Below are 22,812 nucleotides of genomic sequence, written 5' to 3'. Positions count from 1 at the left end.
TTGATAAGCTGAACTTCCAGTTGCACCTGTTGGACCTTGTGGGCCTGTTGCTCCTTGTAAAGATGCTAACCATTGCACCTCGGTACCTACAAAACCGTTTGCTACTGCTGTTTGATAGGCTGAGCTTCCTGCTGGACCTTGTGGACCTGTTGCACCCTGTAATGATGCGAACCATTGTGCTTCTGTTCCCACAAAACCGTTTGCCACTGCTGTTTGATAAGCTGAACTTCCTGCTGGACCTTGTGGACCTGTTGCTCCGGTTGCACCCTGTAATGATGCTAACCATTGTGCTTCTGTTCCCACAAAACCGTTTGCTACTGCTGTTTGATAAGCTGAGCTTCCTGCTGGACCTTGTGGGCCTACTGGACCACCCGCCGGACCTTGTGGACCAATTGGGCCTTGTGGACCTTGCAATGAAGCTAACCATTGCGCCTCGGTACCAGTATAACCATTATTTACTGCTATTTGAAAAGCTGACGGTCCCGGAGCACCTACTCCACCCCCAGCATATAAGGCATAAGGCACACTTAATAATTGTGCCGTACCAGCTAAAGAATAATTACTTCCATTATTTGGATCTACTTCAACTTTAATGTATTTAAGACCACTTGCCCAATTTATCGAAGAAAAACTACCTGTGGTGGTTAACGCCCCTGCACTTCCTATCTGTACATTATAAAGTCCTAATAAATTGGTTGTAACCCCTCTTGTCTCGGTATATACACTGGTACCAGTTGCGCTACCTTCTAATATAGAAATCCTAAGAGCAATAGCCCTGTTAACAATAGGAGTTCCATTTGCATTTCTAGCGGCTCCCTGATAATTAAATTGTTGAGGAACTTGAGCAAACAATAAACCTGCGTACAGATTTAACAAGAGGGCAAAAATGAATACGATCTTCTTCATGCTTTTTAAATGAAAGTAATTTTACACAAAGTTAAAATCAGCCCCTAAACAGACTTTACATATTTTGGCTATTTATACAACTATTTAGACTTAACAGAAAAATATTATTACGTTAATCATATATTTTACAACTAACGCAGTATTTATTAATCATTAAGCATCAAATAAGATAAAATAGTTTAAAAATGAGTATAAATAGTTTTACATATAACCTAGTATATTAACCAGATTAGTAAAATATTTAAACATTCATTTATCCTCAGTAAAATAACTTATGAAAAGAAATTATCTTATAGCTTTACTATTGGCCGCACAATTCAATAATGCTTATAGCCAAAAGCTTTGGTCGCTTACCCGATCACAAGCGTCTTATGCAAGTAATAATAATAACCATTTTTTGGTTTGGGGAGATAATTTAGAAGGGCAACTAGGCTTAGGAGATTGTATGGTACCAACTCCTGTAAATACAGGTACCAGCCAAAGTAGCGTATTAAATCATCCCTTTGCTGCTTTCTCTAATATATTATTTGCCTCGGTTGGCGAAACTTATGGTGCAGTTATTACCCAAGATGGCAAATTATTTGTTATGGGATGGAACCCTTCCAGACAATTAGGTTATTTAGCTTCAGAAGAACTCACTAACACAGAAAATAAAATAAGAAGCCAAGCCTTTAATGTTGCTAATTGCGAGCCTAGTAGGATTTTACACCCAGCTGGCACTACAGGTTGGAAACAAGTAGCCGTTGGAGAACGTTATATGGTAGCTATAGCATCTGACAACCAATTATACAGTTGGGGAAGAAATGTTTATGGTACTTTAGGAAGATTGAGCCCAACCCCAGGTAGTACTACAACAGATCCTGCGGTTACTGCTATCCCTAATCCCATTGGTGTTACCAGTTGGAAACATATTTTTAGCGGCTATAACCATGTTTTAGCTATTGCCCAAAATGACAGATTGTATGCCTGGGGGCACAATTATGCCGGACAACTTGGAACAGGAACCAGCACTAACAGCCCTGATGGTTTACTTTACGAAGTACCTTTACCAGCTGGTGCAATGGGCTGGAAATGGGCTAACGCCGATGGCGGTCAGCCTAATGGAGGTACTGATGATCTTGCAAGCGAATATTTAGATTTCTCTTTAGCTATTACCCTAGAAGGAAAATTGTATGCCTGGGGTGGCAATGAGGATCAAAATGATGCTATAACTGGCAAACTTGGAAATACCACTGTTGATAGACAGCTAAGCCCAGTAGAAATACCATTACCTGCCGGAGCGACTTCATGGGTTAAAGTTGTTGCAGGAGGAACACATGCTTTGGGTATTACCAATGATGGGAAACTTTATTCTTGGGGCTCTGGGAATGCCGTTGGAAGAGGTGCAGGAGGTCCGTTTGCTGTAGGTGAAGTATCCATGCCCACAGGTGTTACAGCTTGGCTTGATGTTGAGGCTGGACTTAACCATACTTTAGCATTAGGTAATAATTATAAGCTTTATGGTTTTGGTAGCAATGCACAAAGTGCAATATTTAATAATGCCAATACACCAACTAATGCTAATGCGATTATTACAGATCTTACTCCTGTTCCACTAGCTGTTAATTTAGTTGATTTTAAAGCTCATGCTCATCATCAGGGAGAAGTACAGCTAAGCTGGCTAACCAAAGGCGAAAAAGACCATGCTTATTTTGAAATTGAGCATACTAATTCTATACAAGCAGCTAACTGGAAATTTCTGAAACGTATTGAAGGTGCTGGCAATTCTGAAACGGCTATTAATTATTCTTATACGCATACAAACCCCATAATAGGTAATAATTACTATCGATTAAAACAAGTAGACTTTGATGGCCATTCCAACTATAGCAATATCATCAGTATAGCCCTAAATGAAGCTGCTTCAATTAAATTATTCCCCAATCCAGCTACCACTGAAATTAATATGACATTAAATGCAAGTAAACCCATCCAGCAATTTGAAGTTTATATTTCTGATATATTAGGAAACATTGTTTACGAGGAAAAAGGAGTAAAAACTTTATATGATACCTCCACTTACAAAATTAATATTACAAACTTAAAGCCTGGTGTCTATTTTATTGAAATTAAATATCTAGACTATTATGAAAAGTTAAAATTCATCAAAGATTAAAAAAAGGAATGTCACTACGCTGTATCAGGATGTTACATTTTAAAAATTTGATTTACAAATAATTAGTACAAATTAGAGGAGCGAAATTTAAATTTTGCTTCTCTTTGAATGAAAACTTTAGCTATCCATTGACGTTATTCATAACCATTTAAAAATGAGGCAATCACGCATAATTTTTACATATTAGCATCTAAAATATCTAATATTTAGATGAGCTTTTGACTTTATACTTTTAAAAATTCCTAAATATTCGCTTTTCAGGTTTTTTGACTTTATACTTTTGACTTTATACTTTTCAAAATGCGATTTGGAAAAATTAAAGTCAATACACAAGTTCTATTTTGCCGGATTTTGCCGTCAGTTGCCGCCATTTGCCGGCTTTTGCCAGTCTTTTTGCAGACTTGTTCGAGACCTCTTCGAGACTTGTTCGGGAAATAGGGGTGTTTTCCCGAAGAACTCCCGAATATGTCTGGGAGAAGACCCCTGTCTTGTCCTGAAAAAACTTTATGTCTTATCCTGAAAAAACTTTACAGTTATTTGGTTAATACTGTTCTGGCTTTACAATAGCTTTTAACTCTCGTCAGCACTTTACACTATTTTTAAACATAAAATTTTAACCTCATTTGAGAATTATCTAGAAGAGTTGAGCTATATTACAGCAACTGAATATTTTATACATATAAAAATCTTTCCAGATTTAATAGAAGAAAAATGAGGATGTCTCTAATCACGATTTGTTTCTAGTAAAGTAAGAATCTTGTTTATTATTCTTCAATTCCTAGCCATGCCAGTATTAAACTTTCAAGATGGCAAAACATAGCTTTTCGAGACATCCTCCTTATGGTGACTTAATGTTTTAAAATTATTTTAAAATTTTCAATCATATCATTATGTTCTACTTGAAATAAATAAATCCCGTCAGCTTCTTTAGATAAATCAATAAGATTTGTTTCACCTTGGTAAATTAATTTACCAACTAAATTGTAAACCTTAACTTTTGCAACTTCATGATTAGCTAAGTTGATTCTTATTAGTCCGGAAGTAGGATTAGGATAAAGGCTTAAGTCTGATGAATTCGACTCAAGTATTAATTTTTTATCCCGGAAGCTATTCATCATTCCATTTGATTCAAAATTAAATGCCCCCACACTACTAGGATAATCAGCAGAGGTTAATCCTGAGACAGAATAAAGTAAAGTCCATGTTGTGTTATCATTTGATCCATAACATTCAAATGATCCGAAACCACGATTAGCAGAATTAGCATCTATTTGAATACCTGTTGGTGCTACTGCAACTCCAGAACCTAAATCAACAGTGATGGTTGCTGGAAAGCTTTGTAAAACCACCCAACCTGAAGTTAAGCTAGTATCAAAAGCCCTCCAAGGGGTAGTACCAACATTAGCTGTAACAGCTCCGTTATCGGTACTGAGTTTGGGATTAGGGTAAGTATTGGCGCCTGCTAGCCAAGTAATATCCTGGATAGTAACATCATTAGTAACGGTAGATAATCCGGTTAAACGTAAATACCGATAGGCTGCATTAACTATAATATTTATAGCTGATGATGTTGTTGTAGCGCCACTATTATCGGTAGCTTTCGCAGTTATAGTATAATTACCAGAAGTAACATTAGCCCAACTATAGGTATAAGGAGTAGATAAATCTTCCCCTAATTTTGTTACACCATTAAAAAACTCCACTTTGGTGATATTACCATCACTATCTGAAGCATTAGCCTGTAAATTAATAGTAGCCCCTTGTGTAAATGTAGTACCATTACTTGGGGATGTAATAGATACTGTTGGGGCAACATTACTAGATGTAGTTGTAGGAAGCTCTCTTCTCCACAATCCTGCTCCGCGGGTTGCAGCATAATAATAAATCCCTGTTGTATTATCTGCTTTAGGCTGTACCACTATTTTTCCATCCCATAGCCGGGCAACTTCCATAAAATTGGGCGTTCCAAATGTACCACTCCAATTTTCCCAAGTTACTGTGTTGTTAGCATTGATTGTCCCCCTTAACATACAATAGCCATGCTTTCCATCTTCAACATGTGAACCTAAAACTATTTGCTTTTTATAACCTGCTATACCACTAAAAGTTAAATCCATTACATCACCATTAGTCCAAGTTCCTAACCAAGGTTCTGTATTTATGGCTAATGTTTGTGCCCTGTTTAAGATTAAGCTAAATGGTCCTTCATTAACAGATAAATAAACATTTTCTCCGTTTGAGTAAGACATATACGTGGTACTACCATCTACCCAATAGGTAAAATTACCTGTAATTGCAGGAGAAGTTGTAACGGTATTGAAAGACCAAGAACCAGTTATCGTATTTCTTGTTGCTTTATATAAAGTATTATTTGTACAGGCAAATAAAACGTTTCCATTTGATGAGAACCAAACATCACCACTTTTAAAAGAAACTGCTACAGGACCTATTGCTGTAAAGGTTCCACCAGTTCCTGCCATCCGAGCATAAATATCTTTGGTTTCATAAAGTCCATTTTGGGTGGCAATAATCACATTTTTAAAATCCTGAGGATTGTAGGTTGAGCCATAAGTACGGCTATTAGCTGTTGGAAGTCCGCTTGTACCTGTTTCTAAACTTACCCAAGCATCATTAGGAGAAGCCGGATTTGATAGATATTTACCCCAGTGAGATGCATCTGCTGCATCATTTACACCTCCAAACCCACCTCCAGCGGCAGTAATAACCAATGCTGGATTACTCCCATTGGCAGGAATTATATCTACATAATCACAATTTTGACCACCGTTAGGTCTGCTTTCTTGCGTCCAACTATTTCCACTATCCCAGCTCTCTAAAATTCTGTTATCAGCCATACCTTGCGCTACATAATTTCTATAACCAGTTCCATCAAAATTTACAGTAGATTGAAAACCTCTGGTTTTATATGTTCTGTAACTGCCTGATGTACCAATATATTCGGTACTTAGTACTTGATATTTATTTAAGGTATTATTTGCCAAAGCAGGATCTCCAAAATATAAGGATTGCTGGCTGGCAATTAAAACCTTACGGCTAGGCCAACTAGTTGGCGTATAAGCGTATTGTCTTACCTGAGGCGCTATAGCATTCCAACCCATATCGTAGTTAAAAGAATTTGTACCACTTTGTCCAAAAACCATTGCCCAGCTTCCTGATACACTATTACTGTTTACTGCTCCTGTATATTCAAATAATCCTTGTGAACTATTCGCATTACTACTCATACATCCTAAAATTACTTTGTGCTGTGTAGCTGTACTGCGAGGATCTACCATGGGTTTCCAATAGTATGTACTCACTCCAGAAGCGTAATATAAACCATTGGAAGATGTTGGAGAGGCAATTAACGACCATGTCCAGGTATTAGAGCTGTTATTAACTTGTGCAACATAAACATTTGTTTGTGTGGGCAATACGGTTTCATCGGCAGTAAAAACGGCATAAGCAAATTGGCCATTTGGTGTAATATCAAAACCACGGCAACTTGCCATGCCTGAAGGAAAAGAAATTTTTGAAAAGGATGTACCACCGTTAGTACTTTTATATAAACCAGAATGCGCTCCTAAATAAATCCTACTATTATTAGTTGGATCTATAGTTATGGTATAACATTGCTTGTAACCATTTACAGGTTCGTAATTGATGGTTTGCCATGTATTACCTTTATCTTTAGTAATCCAAATATTACGTGTACCAGTGGTAGACTCAACAGGAACTTTCTGGTTACCAATCTGAGTATCTTTGATATACCAACTATTACCAGCATAAATATTGTTGGCATTGCTTGGGTCAACTACTAGAGTTGCTACTGCTGAACCTTTCATTGGCCAATTAGGAATAGACCAATTTAAACCACCATTAATAGATAAACTTAAACCGTAAATACCACCACAGTAAACCCTATTACTATTGCCAGGTTCTACGGCCGTTACAAAAGACATGTGATGGATGAGATCTTTACCGGTATAGGTCCAAGAAAGTCCATAATCATTACTGCGATAATTTCCTTCTACATCACTATTCAAAAACATTCGACCTGGAGTATTAGGATCGAGCGTAATACCCTGTATTTGGCCTCCGCCACCAGGGTTTAGGTTTTCCCATTCTTGTGCTTGTGATACAAAAACAAGATTGGAAACCATCATCAAAGAGGATAATAATTTTTTCATAATTGTTTATAATTAGTTGAAAACAAGATATATAAACTATGATGTTTGATACTACGGATTTACAAGGAACAACTACTAACTTTAAATATAAGAGTTGATAATAGTACCAGTTTTATAGGTAATGGTACTTGGGTTAGTTTCATTTCTTATCTCTTTATATGAAATATTCTATCCAGATTTAATAAAAAAGCCTTGGCAAAAATAAATTACCAAGGCTTTCTAATATGAATAAGCAATTATCTTACTTCTTTATAAATTTTATGAATTTTACTGCTCCATTCATTTCTGTGATCTCTATAAAGTAAATGCCTGGCTTTAAGAAAGAAACATCAGCATTGAATATGGAACCATTTGATAAATTTATTTGTTTAGAAAACACTCTTTTGCCTTCTAAATTATTAATTCTTACGGCACTTATGCCTTGCTCTAATGCTATCTTAACATTTAATATATCTTCTACAGGGTTAGGATAAACGATAAGGTTTTCTTTTGCAATACCAGCTGTTATACTTTTAATTTCACTGTACAAGAATGCTGCATCTAAATCAATTTGTTTAAGTCGGTAATAATTTACTCCTTGTAAAGGGTTAGCATCCAAATATTGATAATTGATAATTCTATTTGAGTTGCCGCTGGCAGATACCGTACCTATTTTAATAAAATTACCATCTGCTCCAGCTCTTTCTATTTCAAAATGGCTACTATTTGCTTCGGAAGAAGTTTGCCATAATAAATTTACACCTTGATTTGTGCTCTCGAGATTGAATGATGAAAAACGCACCGGTACAGTATTAATAATTTCTCTTCTCCACAAACCAGCACCTCTGGTTGCTGCGTAATAATAAGTAGCAGGTGTATTATCAGCTTTAGGTTGGGTTACTATTTTTCCATCCCATAAACGGGCAACCTCCATAAACTCTGGTGTACCAAAAGTGCCGCTCCAGTTCTCCCATGTAACGGTATTATTTGCTGCAATGGTACCTTTAAGAATACAATAACCATGTTTACCGTCTTCTACTTGTGAACCTAAGTAAATTTGGTTTTCAAACCCTGCAGCACCACTAAAAGTAATATGCATGGTTGTTCCATTAGTCCATGTAGATAGCCAAGGCTCAACATTTACGGCTAAAACGCCTGCTCTATTTAAGACTTCGGTAAATTGACCTTCATTAACAGACATAAATAATCTTGGACCCGAGCCTCCTGTAGAATTATTAGAGTATATCATATAGCTTGTTCCGTTATTTTTCCAATAATAAAAATTACCGGCTTGCATACTGGTTGCTCCTTGTGTTAGGGTGGTGGTTGTCCAAGGCTGACCAATTGCTGTACGTGTTAATTTATAAATGGTATTTGCAGTATGGGCATATAAAACATTACCATTTTCAGGGTCAAAGAAAACGTCTCCGTTTTTAAAAATGGTACCTTGTGGAGGGCCTATAAAAGAGAATGCCCCGCCAGTATTAGCCATTCTGGCATAAATATCGGTAGTCTCCATCAAACCATCTTGCGTAGCAATAACTACATTTTTAAAGTCTTGTGGATTATAAGCTGCTCCATAAGCTCTAGTATTGGCTGTATTACTAATTACGCCACTTGTACCTGCTTCTAAATTTACCCAAGTATCATTAGGAGATGCAGGGTCTGATAAATATTTGCCCCAATGCGATGCATCTGCGCCATCATTTACACCTCCAAAACCACCACCTGCTGCTGTAATAACTAATGCTGGATTACTCCCATTGGCTGGGATAATCTCTACATAATCTCCATTTTGCCCTCCGCCTGGCCGACTTTCTTGTGTCCAAGAATTACCACTATCCCAGCTTTCTAATAGCCTATTATCGGCCATAGCCTGAACTACATAATTTTTATATCCAGAACCATCAAAATTAACGGTTGATTGAAAGCCTCTTGTTTTATAGGTTCTATAACTTCCGAAAGTCCCTACAAACTGTGTGCTTAAAACTTGATATTTACCTGGAGTATTATTAGGTAAAGCAGGATCGCCGTAGTATAAAGACTGCTGACTTGCCAAAAGCACTTTACGATCAGGCCAGGTTGTTGGTGTATAAGTATATTGTCTAACTTGAGGAGCTATCCCATTCCAGCCCATATCATAATTAAAAGTATTGGTACCAGATTGTCCAAAAACCATAGCCCAAGCTCCGGTAACATTACTACCCGCTACAGTTCCGGTAAATTCATATAAACCTTGAGAGCTGTTAGCATTACTATTCATACAACCAATAATTATTTTATGCTGACTTGGAGTGCTTCTAGGGTCAACTATAGGTTTCCAATAATAAGTGTTTACACCTGTTGCGTAATATAAACCATTAGGAGATGAGGGAGAAGCAATTAAGGTCCAAGACCAAGTATCCGAAGCATTATTAACTTCTGCAACATATACACTAGGTTGCGCAGGTGTTACGGTTTCATCTACACTAAAAACCGCATAAGCAAATTTTCCATCTGGAGTAATATCAAAGCCACGACAACTTGCCATACCTGATGGGAAAGAAATTTTGTTAAAAGATGTTCCTCCGTTTACACTTCGATATAAACCAGAATGTGCACCTAAATAAACCCTATCATTATTGGTTGGATCTATGGTAATAGTGTAGCATTGCTTATAACCATCTACAGGTTCGTAATTAATGGTTTGCCAGGTAGCACCTTTATCTTTTGTTAACCAAATATTACGTGTACCTGTAGTAGCTTCGGAAGGTACTTTTTGATTATCTATCTGTACATCTTTAATATACCAGCTATTACCTGCATAAATGTTATTAGCATTAGAGGGGTCTACTACTAAAGTTGCTATGGCAAAACCTTTCATAGGCCAGTTGGGTACTGTCCAGTTTAGCCCACCATTATCAGAATAATGTAAGCCATAAATGCCGCCTGTATAAACTCTATTGCTGTTTCCAGGTTCTACGGCTGTAATAAAAGACATGTGGTGTATCAAATCTTTACCGGTGTAGCTCCAAGACAGGCCATAATCATCACTACGGTAACTTCCTTCAACATCGCTGTTTAAAAACATCCTACCTGGCATGTTTGGATCACAGGTTATACCTTGAATTTGCCCCCCTCCTCCAGGATTGAGGTTCTCCCAATTTTGGGCCTTTAAAATTCCGGCCACTAAAGACAGGTAAATCAATAAAGTAAATTTTTTCATTTTCATTTGATTTTGATTATTAAATGGTTAACTAAAATTATTGGATAGTAAATTATTATCATTTCGCTTACTCAACAATCAACTTTGGATTTGTAAAACACGAGTAATAAGTATATCCTATTTCCATATTGTTAACTAATAATAAATTTATTTCAAAAAATGCGCCTTAAATGTTAAAAAGACGAAACTTGACAACTAAGTTTAAAAGTTTGCCGATATAGTTTAAAGAAATACTTCATAACTGATAGAATTTAGCAGATATTAAAATAGAGGCTCGCATTAACGCTTATAAAAGTTCTAAGGCTTGCCTACCTTGAAAGATTATTCTACTTGTGTTTTGCGAAATCATATTGTTTTAAAGGTGAGTTATGGTAGGAGAACAGACATCAATCATAATTTTGATTTAACCAGTGAATTGTTAAGCTTTTAAATAAAGTCAGAGATTATAAACCTCAAACCTCATGAAAAACAAACACTTAATAATTGTTTTTTTACTGGTTGGTATAACAACCCTATCCTGTAAAAAAAACAAGAATAGCAATGCAGAAGAGCCTTGCCCTGGCTTTTGTAAAGACTTTGATTTCGGTTTGATAGACTACCAGCCCGAATGGAGCCCAGACGGAAAATACATAGCGTATTACCATATAGATAAAGAAATTACTAAAAATGGCATCTGGCTTATTACGCCAGACGGCAAAGAAAACCGTTTGTGGCATTCTGGAGTAGGTGCCGAAACACCAACCTGGTCTCCGGATGGGCAATGGATAGCTTTCTCGCAAGGTGCACAAATATGGAAGAAAAAGCTGAATGGCGATAGCCTTACGAGAATAACTAATGAAGGCCGTAATTTTTTTCCGGCTTGGAGCCCGGATGGGAAATGGATAGCGTATGATAATACCGATTGCGGAAATTCTGCTTTTCCTGCACCAGCAAACTCATGTGGCATCTTATTAACTAACTTTTTAGAAAAGAAACTAATAGTATCAGGAAGAATACCATCATGGATAAATAGTTATTCCTTTATATATATTGGATTATTTTATAACATTTATAAATACAATCTAAAAGATTTCTCTAAAGTACAGCTTACAACGACAAACACAAAAGATAAATTTACAACGGTCTATAGCCTTAAATATTCTACAAAAAATTATATCGCACTCACCTCACAGGTTAATGGAGACGTACCTCAAATCTGGATTATGAATGATGATGGTAGTAATCTCAAGCAACTGACCCAAACCGGTGGCTATACCAGTGACTGGAGCCCTGATGGAAGTAAAATAGTTTTTACAGACTCAAGAGCAGTAAACGGCAGGTTATGGCTTATGAATGCTGATGGAAGCGATAAGCAACAACTTAGTTTTGAAAATAAATTTAATCTATGATTTATGAAAAATATCAACCCATTAATCCTATTGATAATTATAGTTTTTTTAACTACAAGCTGCAAAAAGAATGCTAAAGACAACAAAGGGCAGGAACCTTGCGTGGGGGGTTGTGGAACCATAGATTTCAATATTGTCGACTACCAGCCCGCATGGAGCCCAGACGGAAAATACATTGCTTATTACCACATAGATAAAGAAGTTGCTAAAAATGGCATTTGGCTTATTACACCAGACGGCAAAGAAAACCGTTTGTGGCATTCTGGAGTAGGTGCCGAAACACCAACCTGGTCTCCGGATGGGCAATGGATAGCTTTTTCGCAAGGTGCACAAATATGGAAGAAAAAGCTGAATGGCGATAGCCTTACCAGAATAACTAATGAAGGCCGTAATTTTTTTCCGGCTTGGAGCCCGGATGGGAAATGGATAGCTTATGGACAATCTATTTGTAATGCTACTCCATGCGGATTATGGATTGTCTCAGCTTCTACTAACAGCACTTCCTTTTTGATGAATTACGGGAATTTTCCTACTTGGAACCCGCATACTATGGAAATAATATATCAAACAACAATAGTTGAAACTAATGGAAATGTACTTGGAGACTCCTTATGGGTTTTTAATTTGGCTTCAAATAAAAAAAGAGGCTTAATTGCTTTAACAGGAAAGAATTTAACCAACAATTATTTTAAATATTCTAGTAATGATAAAATAGGCTTTACCTCCCAGCCTATGGGTGGCGTACCCCAAATATGGCTAATGAACGCAGATGGAAGCAACCAAAAGCAACTGACCCAAACAGGGGGCTATACCAGTGACTGGAGCCCGGATGGAAGTAAAATAGTCTTTACAGATTCCAGAGCAGTAAATGGCAGGTTATGGCTGATGAATGCTGATGGCAGCAATAAGCAACAACTTAGTTTTGCAGAAAATTTTAACCCTTAAATTATATAATATGAAAACATTATTACCATTTTTAAAACTTATTGTGCTGATAAGTTTTTTTAGTATCTGTACTGTTAAATCCGGGAATGCTCAACAGCGAAACCTTAAACACGAATTATTGGTTTTTATAGTACCAGATTCATTAGAAATTTCTGATGATAAAACAGATAAAATCAGTCATCATGAAGCAAAAATTCTTTCAAAATCGCTCAAATCTGCACTAGATGATGTTAAACCTGTAGCTATAGGTAAAGCGTTCCCCAAATGGAACAAGGCAGACAGTGTTAAAACCCGAGAAGACGGCATAAAAGTAAAGACTCCGCCATTCGACCGTGTATTTACCTTGACCTTTAAAAGTGAGGAAGAGGCTAACGCAGCCATAGAGATTTTAAAGAAAAATCCATCTGTACTTTTTGCAGAAAAAAATTCGGAGCCCAAACTACATTCAGACCCTGATTATCTTAGTGGCGTACAATGGCATTTAAATAATGATGGAAGAAATGGAGGAACCATAGGGGCAGACATTAAAGCTCAGCAAGCCTGGAATATCTTTACAGGTAGTACAGCTGTAACCATTGCTATTTTTGATTCGGGCTTGGAATTATCACATGATGAAATGGTAGGAAAGGCAACTGGTGATGCTCATTTAGCAGGTACACCTAACGGTTATCATGGTACACATGTTGCCGGAATAGCTGCGGGTAATGCCAATAATGGTAAAGTTGGAAGAGGAGTAGATTGGAATGCCAGATTACTTTCAAAAAGAATTTTTGAACCCTTTGGATATATTGGCGATGCCAATGTAGCGCAAAAAATAACCGATGCGGTAAATAGTGGTGCGCAAATAGCTAACCATAGCTGGGGCGGGCCAATTTACAGCACAACATTAGCCATGGCATTTGCCTATGCTTATAAAATGAATCATACCTCAGTAGTTGCTATGGGTAACAATAATGGAGGTGTTATACAATATCCAGCCGGAATTAATAATGTGATAGCCGTAGGTGCTACACAAAATAATGACCAGCATTCTCCGTTTTCAAATACTGGTAACCATATAGATGTTGCTGCACCAGGAGGAATAACAAACTCTGGAACTGATAATAGAGATATTTGGTCCTCTAAATTAAATAATTCATACGGATTTCATGCTGGTACTTCTCAAGCTGCGCCACAGGTTGCAGGTATAGCTTCTTTATTAAAAGGTTATAACGCCAATCTTGCAAATGATGATATTGAAAATATTATTAAATTGAGTGCTGATAAAGTAGCAGGGATGAATAATCAAAATTTCACTACCACTTATGGCTATGGCCGTGTAAACGCAGGTCAGGCTTTAAGTTTATTACAATTACCTAATTCAATAAACCATTTTACAGCTACAGGTGGTACGGTTGCCAGTACCACAGGTTTTATGTCTAAAGCGTTTTATGCAACACCAGGCCTTGCGCCTAATAATTATATTGTTAAAAGATATGAAGTAATTAAATCTGTCAACCTTCCTTACTCCTTTTGTAATATAGTTGCTGCTTGGGGCAGAGGTGTCGGTTCTGTTGGCTATAACGGCTTTTCTAATCCTAATTTTGGTGAGGGTTTTTGTGAGGTAATTCCCGGTTCTGTAACCGGTACCACCGCAACTTTAAGAACCTATGTTTACGAAGTTTTTAACACTATTGGGCAAAGAATAGGCTATTATCCAACTACGCCTGCCAATGTTACATTTGCTTATACGGTTTTAGGCCAGGTAAACAATTTTACAATTACCGGTCCGGTGCAATCCTGCCCAAATGAAACCTATAGTATTCCAAACCTGCCTAGTGGTTATACTGTAACTTGGTCTGCATTTGGTAGTATTGGTATTTCTGGTTCTAATACTGCTAACCCGGTTTCAACCACTTCTTTATATAATGGTTCAGGTGTACTTACAGCAACCATTACTACAACCTGTGGTCAAACAATAACTACAACTAAAAATTTTACTCCAATTACCATAGACGGATCAGAAGTAGTATGTAATACACAAAGGTATACTATATCTGGCGTACCAGCAGGAGCCACAGTTACTTGGAATGTATTACCGGTTAATAATTCTCCAGTATATGAGGGTTATCCAGCGGGTAATGCAACTATTACAAGTAACAATAATACTTATGCAGATATTAGCGCTATAAGTGAAGGGGCTATTAAACTACAAGCTACCGTAAACCTAGGCTGTTTTACCCGCACCATAACTAAAGATCTTATGGTTGGCTTACCTCCCTGGAATGATTCAACTTTAGTAGTATCACATTATGGTAGTTTATCAGGTTATAATTTTCAAGTTAACATTCATAGGTATCCTGGTACTTTATCTTGTGAATGGTATATAGATGGTATTCCTATGCAGCCATTAGCTTTTTGTACTGGAGCTTACCTAAATGCTTATTATGGTACATACCCCTATGATTATTTCCAATATAACTATTATGGTAACCATACTATTACTGCTATTGCATATACTTCTTGTGGAAATGTAACTTTAGAGCATAATTTTTACATACCTTATAACAGAAGTAGTTTTATCATCTCGCCTAATCCTGCTGGTGAAGAACTTACTGTAAGTACAAGCGATTACAAGGCAGAGTCTAATTTATTACCTGAGAGTAAAGCAATCGTTGAAAAACTTAAAGTAAAAGGAAAACTCCTTCCCAAATCTTTTCCAGTTAAATTAATGAATGATAAAGGAGAAATTCTGAGATCTGGAAATTTAGTTGATGGAAAAATAAGCTTTAATACAAAATTTATTCCTGATGGAACTTATTTCTTACATATTTTTGCCGAAAAGGATGTTATTAAAAAGCAAGTATTAATAAGGCATTAAAATCTAATAGATAGACAAACCGTCTTAAAAACTAAGATCAGAAATAGCGATTATATTAACGTGTCATCATTGGCAGCTGGTACTTACGTTTTAACCATTAGCAAAGATGGTATTCAAATACATCAGCAAAAAATAATTATAAATCCTTAATATGAATATAATGAAGTTTAAAATCAAGCTCAAATTGGGCTTGATTTTCTTTTTGAATGTAGCCTTAACATCTAAAATTTTAGCCCAAAAACCTAATATCATAGTAATCATGGCTGATGATATGGGTTTTAGTGATTTAGGAGCTTATGGCTCAGAAATACAAACTCCTCATTTAGATTGGCTGGCCAAAAATGGAATGAAATTTAATAAGTTCTACAATAATGCCCGGTGCTGCCCTTCCAGAGCCTCATTAATGACCGGATTGTATCCACACCAAGCAGGTATAGGACAAATGGATATTGATTTAAAAATACCTGCTTATCAAGGCTATTTAAACCATCAATCTGTTACCATAGCTGAAGTTTTAAAAGATGCGGGCTATAATACTTATATGAGCGGGAAATGGCATATCGGGAATGCTAGAGGACAGTGGCCTGTAGACCGTGGTTTTAATCGTTCGTTTTCATTAATCAATGGTGTAAGCAATTATTTTGGTACCAAAGCTTATGGAAGTTGGTACGAGTCTACCTTTGCTATTGATAGCCAACGTATTTACCCAGGTGGAGAAAATTATTATCTTACAGATGCTATAAACCAATATGCAAGCAATTTTATTAAAGAAAATACCAAGACTCGTAAACCATTCTTCTTATATGTTGCTCATGCAGCACCGCATTGGCCTTTACATGCTTTGCAAGAAGACATTAAAAAATACGAAACTACCTATTTAAAAGGCTGGGATACTTTACGCCTAGCAAGGTACCATAAGATGATAAAGCAGCGTATTATTTCGTCTAAAACGAAGCTTCCAGAAAGAGATGCTGATATACCTGCATGGGAAAGTGTAAATGAAACAGAAAAAAAAGATTGGGCACATAGGATGGCTGTTTATGCTGCCATGATAGATAGGATGGATAAAGGAATTGGAGAAATTATAAAGACTTTAAAACAAGAAAACCAGCTTGAAAATACTTATATCTTTTTCTTATCAGATAATGGTGCTTGTGCAGAAGATAGGGTTTTGTTAGATCGGATTTTTAAAATTAACACTAGTAAATATGCTGCTGGAGATAGTTTAAGCTGGCAATCTTATGAAAAACCTTGGGCAAACTTATCAAACACTCCTTTTAGGTTATATAAATCGTATCTTGAAGAAGGCGGTATAACCAGTCCTTTTATAGCTTATCATCCAAAAACGATCAAAGCCAATACTTTATCTCCATACAATGGCCATATTATGGATATTATGCCTACCCTAGTTGAGCTGGCAAATGCCCAATATCCAAAAACTTATAAAAACAATCAGATTTTAGCATTAGAGGGAACATCTTTAATACCTGTTTTATTTCAAAAGAAAGATAAGTATGAAAGATATATCTTTTGGGAACATGAAGGAAATAAAGCTGTAAGGTATAAAAACTGGAAATTGGTAAAGCAAAATACCAAAGAGTGGCAGCTCTTTAACCTCAAGAAAGACCCAACTGAACTTACAGATGTGCGTTTAGAACATCCAAAAGTAGCTACACTGCTTATGCAAGAACATCAAAAGTGGGAACAAAGAGCAGGTGTTTTAGAATGGGGACCTGATATGTTGCAAAGATGGGAAAACAGAATTGAGAAATAAAATGGGAGAGTGGAAAGTAGAAAGTATAGAGTAGAAAGTAAAAAGATGTATAATATAAGAAAAGTATAGAGTAGAAAGTAAAAAGATGCCTAAATATCGGACTTAACCGATATTTAGGCCTAATAACCTAGAAAAATAGAAAGATAACTTAACAAACAAATAACTTTTGCGAATTAAAAATTTAAAAGGAAAAATTAAAAAATCCTTCACGCATTCAAAAATCAATCAATATTAAAATAGATTGCTTCTTCGTTCCTCATTGCAATAACCTAGGCAACTAATGAACTCATACCTAGTGAACTTAATCCTAACCAACCACCTACCAATTAAATTTTACTTCTCTTTTAATATCAGGATGTAGGCTATAATGCACTGGGCAAGTTAAAGCTGCATGTTCTAATATCTTTTTATCTTTATCTGAGTATTGATTTTTTAAAGGGAAATCGAAATTCACATGAATTTCTGAAACCCTTCTAGGCTCGGCTGCCATTACTTTGGTAACCTCGGCGCTCAAGCCTGTTAAATCAATACCATGTGTACTTGCTGCTATTCCCATAATCGTCATCATACAATTACCAAAAGAAGTAGCCAGTAAATCTGTTGGAGAAAAAGCCTCTCCTTTACCTTTATTATCTATAGGTGCATCTGTAATAATTTCTTTGCCTGATTGTACATGTGTTGATGTAGTTCTTAATGAACCATTATAAATAATTTTTGAAGTTGCCATATCTAAAATTCAATATCGTTTAAACATAAGAGCAATTGGACTCTTTAAAAACAATAATACTACTTTTTACTTTGATTATTTTACAACAAAAGCACCATTTGTTTAAATAAATTACAGAACAACAACACAACTTTTAATTAAACTATATGTATTTTTGTAACCATGATAGAGTTACCGGTAATACCTGCAAACCAAGTACAACGAAAACCAGATTGGTTAAGAGTGAAGCTTCCTGTTGGAAAAGAGTATGCTCATGTGAGAGGCTTGGTAGACGAGCATAAACTACACACCATTTGCGAAAGTGGCAATTGCCCTAATATGGGCGAGTGTTGGGGTGCTGGTACTGCTACTTTTATGATTTTAGGTAATATTTGTACCCGTTCATGCTCATTTTGTGCGGTTGCAACTGGTAGACCTTTAGCTGTGGATACGGATGAGCCAAACCGCGTAGCCAACTCTATCAAGTTGATGAACGTAAAGCATGCTGTTATCACTTCTGTTGATAGAGATGATTTAAAAGATGGAGGTTCTATCATTTGGGCCGAAACCATTAAGGCTATCAGAAGAGAAAGTCCGCAAACAACCATGGAAACCTTAATTCCAGATTTTAAAGGTGTTTGGGATAACCTTTACAGAGTTTGTGAAGAAAAGCCAGAAATTATTTCTCATAACATAGAAACTGTAAGAAGGCTAACTAAAGAAGTAAGAATACAAGCTAAGTATGACCGTAGTATGGAGTGCTTAAAACGTATTTCTGATTTCGGTTTAAGAACTAAATCGGGTATTATGCTTGGTTTAGGCGAGAAAGAGGAAGATGTAATTGAGACATTGAGTGATTTAAAAGCTCATGGTGTACATGTAGTTACTATAGGGCAATATTTACAGCCTACTAAAAATCATCATCCGGTTGTAGATTGGATTCATCCAGATCAATTCCTAAAATACAAACAAATTGGTATGGAGATGGGTTTTAAATATGTTGAAAGTGGACCATTGGTAAGATCATCTTACCATGCAGAAAAACACTTGTTTGATTTGTAAAAATTCATCGCTACCTTAGGTAAATTGATTAAGACTAAAAAAATAACGCTGGAAGAACCAGCACTGATAGAAGCCCTACAGCAACACAAGGCAATAGGTGCAGAAGCTTTGTACGATATGTACTCCGCCTCTTTGCTTGGTGTTATATTTAAAATAGTTGCTGATAGAGAAATTGCAGAAGATGTTTTACAGGAAACTTTGGTAAAAATCTGGAATTCTATTCACCAATACGATGCCACCAAAGGTCGATTATTTACGTGGATGGTAAATGTTGCTAGGAATTTGGCTATTGATAAACTAAGATCTAAAGATTTTAGAAATCATTCTAAAAACCAAGATATTGAAAACCACGTAAATGTTATAGACGAGCAAAGGAATACGACATATAAGCCCGAGCTATTAGGTGTAAAAGATTTGGTAGAGAAACTTAAGCCCGAACAAAAAAAGATTGTTGAATTAGTTTACTTCCAGGGATATACTCACGTAGAAGTTTCAGATGAATTAGAAATTCCTTTGGGTACCGTTAAAACCCGACTTAGAATGGGTATTATGGAACTTAGAAAATATTTTAAATAATTGGAAGATATTAAAACATACATGGAATCTGGCATTCTAGAACTTTATGTTCTAGGAGATCTTTCACCTGAGGAAAAACTTAAGGTTGAGGAGATGGCTCAGCTTTATCCAGAGGTTAAAGCTGAGCTTGCCGAAATAGAGAAAACGTTAGGAAAGTTGGCAGATTCTTATGCTATTGAGCCTTCTGAAGGTTTAAGAGACAATTTTTTAAGTAAACTAACTTTTAACGAAGAAGATACCAATACTTCTATTTCTAGTGTTAACTTAGACACTAAGCAGCAAACTTTTTCTAGTCATAACAATGCTAAAGTTATTCCTTTAAACAGTTCTAAACTTAACTTTTATAAGTATTCTTTTGCTGCTTGTTTTACACTCCTTATCATGAGTGTAGCTGCTCTATTTGTTCTTTATAATAATTTACAAGAATCTAAAGAGCAATTAGCTGTATTACAAAGCAGTAATCAGGATTATGCCAACCAAGTAAATTATCTGGATAAAAAGGTAGAAAGCACTAATGAGATATTAAGTGTTTATACCAATCCTGATTATAAAATGGTAGAATTGAAGGGTACTGCAAATTCTCCAGAATCCAAAATGTTGGTAGCCTTTAATCCAAAAGAACAAAAGGTTATGATAGACATGAAAAATATGTCGATGCCTGCTCATGATGAAAATCATCAATATCAATTATGGGCATTGGTAGATGGCAAACCTGTTGATTTAGGTGTTTTTGATGGAGTTAATTCAGAAGCTGTCATGAAGAAAATGAAAGCGATAGATAAAGCCCAAGCTTTTGCAGTTACTTTAGAACCTAAAGGTGGTAGTGTAAATCCAACCTTAGAAAAAATGATGGTAATGGGCGCTATTTAAGGTTGCACCCATTTACCTTCCCAAGTATTTCCTACTATATTTTTACTAAAAACAGCTCTTTTATGACCTTTCCTATTTAAAAAGAGCCAATCGCAAGTAATAAGTCTTGTTTTAATAACAGCAAAATTATCATAACCATTGCTTACCAGTTGTTCTGTTAAATCTTGATGTGCGATATCGGGAATACCTTCCCAAACCTTTTGAATTTGCGTAGAAGGAGCAGGCTCCACTAAATAGCATTTCCTACTTTCTAATCTTGAGGCCTCCCACTGCTTCTGTGTGAGTTCATTTTGATGGTGAATTTCTGCTATAGCTTTAAATCTAACCTGAATTCTTAAAGCAGCATCATAAAATAGCCAACTTAGGTAAGGATTTTGTCTGATTTGGTGCACCTTAGGCGAGCGCATATCTGTATGAAAAATCAAGGCTTCCTCATCCAAAAGAACTCTTCGTAAAACAACCGTTCTTATTTCAGGTGAATTTTCATTGATGGTAGCAATATATCCTTCATGGAAAGCGGTTTTAGAAGATCTGGTAGCATCATCTAATCGTTTTAATATATCTGGAATAATTTGGTTTAACTCGATTTTTAAAAATAAATCTGTATCGGCTTGATCAAACATATTTAGATTACATCAATTCTCTTAAAACAGTTGGTATTTTCTTAATTAAACTGGTTGCTGGTACTACATACATATTTTGAGCTAACTGTTCGCCAGCATAACCATGAGTAAAAACAGCTAACAATACAGCTTTATCTACCGAGTAGCCTTGTGCTATCATACTACTTATCATCCCTGTTAAAACATCACCCATACCCCCACTTGCCATTGCAGGCGAACCTGATGAGTTAAAATAGCACATCCCTTGCGGACTAAATATCATCGTATACCTATTTTTTAACACGATAAATATTTTTTTGTTTACAGCTTCTTCAAAAGCCGTTACAATTCTATCCCACCAATTTTGGTGTATTTTAAACAACCTGTCAAATTCTTTCATGTGTGGCGTAATAACAGAGTTTATAGGTATATTTTTCCATAATTCTGGCCTATTAGCTACGATATTTAAAGCATCAGCATCTAATACAATAGGTTTTTTAAAATGAGTAAGCGTTTGAACTAAGAGCTCCTCTGCTTCTGCTGAAGTGCCTAAACCTGGCCCAATACCTATAACATTATATTTCTCCCAGTTTAACTCTGCGAGTTTGTTTCTATTCCAATACATAACCTCTGGTACTCGAGCATTTAAAGCGGCTAAACCGCTTTTAGGTATTAAAGCTGTGGTTAAACCAGTACCTGCTTTATGGCAAGCTTCGGCACATAATAAGGCTGCACCCATAGTTTCATCTTCACCAGCTATAATAAGTGCGCTGCCTAACAACCCTTTATGTTCAAAAGCTTGTCTGGGTTTGATAAATTTCTGAACGTCTTTTTTCCAAAACCAATAATAAGGAGATGAAGTACTTTCGATAAAATTTTCATCCAAGCCAATATTTACCACCTTCCATTCTTTAACATACGGACTTGATGGTGGCAATAAAAAGTTAAGTTTAGGTCTTTGAAAGGTAATAACCCAATCTGATTTAAAAATAGCATCGCCAAGTACTTGTCCTTCTGCAGGTAAACCAGATGGAATATCAACACTTACTTTAAATCCAGGAAATTGATTGATTTTTTTTACCAATTTAGCATATTCATCTGTTAAAGGACCATTTAATCCAATCCCAAACAAAGCATCAATAACTACATCAGTAGCTTGTATTTCTAATTCGGCAGCCTGTGTTAAATAAAAAATTTGAGCATCTAACTGTTGTAAACTCTCTAAATTATATTTAAAATCTGGACTCGATTTATCAGTAAAATCTGCTATCCAAACCTGTACAGAAGTATAATTTTCATTCAGTAACATCCTGGCTATGGCTAAACCGTCGCCACCATTATTACCTTTTCCACAAAACACAGCGAGATTGATTTTCTTATCGGTAAAGCGCTCTGTAAAAACTTTTAGAAAAGCTTGAGCAGCTCTTTCCATTAAGTCTAATGAGCTGATAGGCTCGTTTTCTATGGTATATTTATCTGCCTCTCTTATTTGAACAGCATTTAACAGTTTCAGCATGAGCGAATAGTTGTGAATGTAAAAATCTTTAAAACAAGTTAAAGATTTTATTCTTAAAACGCTATCTCTTTATAAATG

General features: G+C 36.1%; 14 protein-coding genes and 1 pseudogene. 9 read left to right on the top strand and 6 right to left on the bottom strand.

Going from position 1 to position 22,812, the window contains the following annotated elements:
- Nucleotides 1–906, bottom strand: a pseudogene (locus H510_RS20270) (hypothetical protein); the annotation flags it as partial.
- A gap of 274 nt (nt 907–1,180) precedes the next feature.
- Between H510_RS20270 and H510_RS0115525 the strand changes: the two are divergent.
- Nucleotides 1,181–3,061 carry a T9SS type A sorting domain-containing protein gene (locus H510_RS0115525; protein WP_026905149.1) on the top strand — a complete coding sequence of 627 codons (1,881 nt, stop codon included), beginning with the start codon at nt 1,181–1,183 and terminating at the stop codon, nt 3,059–3,061.
- 848 nt (nt 3,062–3,909) lie between these two features.
- On the opposite strand, the gene H510_RS0115520 is transcribed toward H510_RS0115525, so the two are convergent.
- Together H510_RS0115520 and H510_RS0115515 are read right to left on the bottom strand one after the other, a co-directional pair.
- The gene (locus tag H510_RS0115520; protein ID WP_081659309.1) at nt 3,910–7,251 is read right to left on the bottom strand and encodes an Ig-like domain-containing protein; all 3,342 of its coding nucleotides are present in this window, start codon (nt 7,249–7,251) and stop codon (nt 3,910–3,912) included.
- 241 nt (nt 7,252–7,492) lie between these two features.
- On the bottom strand, nt 7,493–10,435 hold the full coding sequence (locus H510_RS0115515) for a T9SS type A sorting domain-containing protein (protein WP_026905147.1): 2,943 nt from the start codon (nt 10,433–10,435) through the stop codon (nt 7,493–7,495).
- 461 nt (nt 10,436–10,896) lie between these two features.
- On the opposite strand from H510_RS0115515, the gene H510_RS0115510 reads away from it, so the two are divergent.
- Genes H510_RS0115510 through H510_RS0115495 form a run of 5 tightly spaced genes read left to right on the top strand, consistent with a single transcriptional unit; the run spans nt 10,897 to nt 17,402 of the window.
- The gene (locus H510_RS0115510) at nt 10,897–11,823 is read left to right on the top strand and encodes a TolB family protein (RefSeq protein ID WP_026905146.1); all 927 of its coding nucleotides are present in this window, start codon (nt 10,897–10,899) and stop codon (nt 11,821–11,823) included.
- 3 nt (nt 11,824–11,826) lie between these two features.
- Nucleotides 11,827–12,768, top strand: coding sequence for a DPP IV N-terminal domain-containing protein (locus H510_RS0115505; RefSeq protein ID WP_026905145.1), 942 nt, complete (start codon nt 11,827–11,829; stop codon nt 12,766–12,768).
- A 10-nt stretch (nt 12,769–12,778) separates the two neighbouring features.
- Nucleotides 12,779–15,628: a S8 family peptidase gene (locus H510_RS0115500; RefSeq protein ID WP_026905144.1), complete on the top strand. Its 2,850-nt coding sequence runs from the start codon at nt 12,779–12,781 to the stop codon at nt 15,626–15,628.
- 6 nt (nt 15,629–15,634) lie between these two features.
- Complete coding sequence (locus tag H510_RS20715; RefSeq protein ID WP_081659306.1) at nt 15,635–15,778, top strand: T9SS type A sorting domain-containing protein; 144 nt, start codon at nt 15,635–15,637, stop codon at nt 15,776–15,778.
- 10 nt (nt 15,779–15,788) lie between these two features.
- Nucleotides 15,789–17,402: an arylsulfatase gene (locus H510_RS0115495; protein WP_036693117.1), complete on the top strand. Its 1,614-nt coding sequence runs from the start codon at nt 15,789–15,791 to the stop codon at nt 17,400–17,402.
- A 319-nt stretch (nt 17,403–17,721) separates the two neighbouring features.
- Here H510_RS0115495 and H510_RS0115490 read toward each other — a convergent pair whose 3' ends face one another.
- Nucleotides 17,722–18,129 (bottom strand): OsmC family protein, encoded by a 408-nt coding sequence (locus H510_RS0115490; protein WP_026905142.1) that lies wholly within the window; start codon nt 18,127–18,129, stop codon nt 17,722–17,724.
- A 162-nt stretch (nt 18,130–18,291) separates the two neighbouring features.
- On the opposite strand from H510_RS0115490, the gene lipA reads away from it, so the two are divergent.
- Genes lipA through H510_RS0115475 form a run of 3 tightly spaced genes read left to right on the top strand, consistent with a single transcriptional unit; the run spans nt 18,292 to nt 20,616 of the window.
- Complete coding sequence (gene lipA, locus H510_RS0115485; protein ID WP_026905141.1) at nt 18,292–19,170, top strand: lipoyl synthase; 879 nt, start codon at nt 18,292–18,294, stop codon at nt 19,168–19,170.
- Nucleotides 19,171–19,194: 24 nt separating this feature from the next.
- Nucleotides 19,195–19,746, top strand: a complete 552-nt coding sequence (locus tag H510_RS0115480) for an RNA polymerase sigma factor (RefSeq protein ID WP_026905140.1) — start codon at nt 19,195–19,197, stop codon at nt 19,744–19,746.
- Nucleotides 19,747–19,767: 21 nt separating this feature from the next.
- Nucleotides 19,768–20,616: an anti-sigma factor gene (locus H510_RS0115475; RefSeq protein ID WP_155978008.1), complete on the top strand. Its 849-nt coding sequence runs from the start codon at nt 19,768–19,770 to the stop codon at nt 20,614–20,616.
- Here the strand turns inward: H510_RS0115475 and H510_RS0115470 are convergent.
- Together H510_RS0115470 and H510_RS0115465 are read right to left on the bottom strand one after the other, a co-directional pair.
- The gene (locus H510_RS0115470) at nt 20,613–21,239 is read right to left on the bottom strand and encodes a pyridoxamine 5'-phosphate oxidase family protein (RefSeq protein WP_026905138.1); all 627 of its coding nucleotides are present in this window, start codon (nt 21,237–21,239) and stop codon (nt 20,613–20,615) included. The genes H510_RS0115475 and H510_RS0115470 overlap by 4 nt on opposite strands.
- Before the next feature lie 7 nt (nt 21,240–21,246).
- On the bottom strand, nt 21,247–22,734 hold the full coding sequence (locus H510_RS0115465; RefSeq protein ID WP_026905137.1) for a bifunctional ADP-dependent NAD(P)H-hydrate dehydratase/NAD(P)H-hydrate epimerase: 1,488 nt from the start codon (nt 22,732–22,734) through the stop codon (nt 21,247–21,249).
- Nucleotides 22,735–22,812 lie beyond the last annotated feature (78 nt).

This window comes from Pedobacter glucosidilyticus DSM 23534, from assembly GCF_000425145.1.
GTDB classification, from domain to species: domain Bacteria; phylum Bacteroidota; class Bacteroidia; order Sphingobacteriales; family Sphingobacteriaceae; genus Pseudopedobacter; species Pseudopedobacter glucosidilyticus.
This window is presented reverse-complemented; position numbering and strand designations above follow the sequence as displayed.

Bases quoted from the DNA above. Each gene is read 5' to 3' on its own strand.
- H510_RS0115475 (WP_155978008.1), top strand. From the start codon at position 19,768: ATGGAATCTGGCATTCTAGAACTTTATGTTCTAGGAGATCTTTCACCT.
- H510_RS0115465 (WP_026905137.1), bottom strand. From the start codon at position 22,734: ATGCTGAAACTGTTAAATGCTGTTCAAATAAGAGAGGCAGATAAATAT.
- H510_RS0115505 (WP_026905145.1), top strand. From the start codon at position 11,827: ATGAAAAATATCAACCCATTAATCCTATTGATAATTATAGTTTTTTTA.
- H510_RS0115500 (WP_026905144.1), top strand. From the start codon at position 12,779: ATGAAAACATTATTACCATTTTTAAAACTTATTGTGCTGATAAGTTTT.
- H510_RS0115495 (WP_036693117.1), top strand. From the start codon at position 15,789: ATGAAGTTTAAAATCAAGCTCAAATTGGGCTTGATTTTCTTTTTGAAT.
- H510_RS0115510 (WP_026905146.1), top strand. From the start codon at position 10,897: ATGAAAAACAAACACTTAATAATTGTTTTTTTACTGGTTGGTATAACA.
- H510_RS0115470 (WP_026905138.1), bottom strand. From the start codon at position 21,239: ATGTTTGATCAAGCCGATACAGATTTATTTTTAAAAATCGAGTTAAAC.
- lipA (WP_026905141.1), top strand. From the start codon at position 18,292: ATGATAGAGTTACCGGTAATACCTGCAAACCAAGTACAACGAAAACCA.
- H510_RS0115490 (WP_026905142.1), bottom strand. From the start codon at position 18,129: ATGGCAACTTCAAAAATTATTTATAATGGTTCATTAAGAACTACATCA.
- H510_RS0115520 (WP_081659309.1), bottom strand. From the start codon at position 7,251: ATGAAAAAATTATTATCCTCTTTGATGATGGTTTCCAATCTTGTTTTT.
- H510_RS0115525 (WP_026905149.1), top strand. From the start codon at position 1,181: ATGAAAAGAAATTATCTTATAGCTTTACTATTGGCCGCACAATTCAAT.
- H510_RS0115515 (WP_026905147.1), bottom strand. From the start codon at position 10,435: ATGAAAAAATTTACTTTATTGATTTACCTGTCTTTAGTGGCCGGAATT.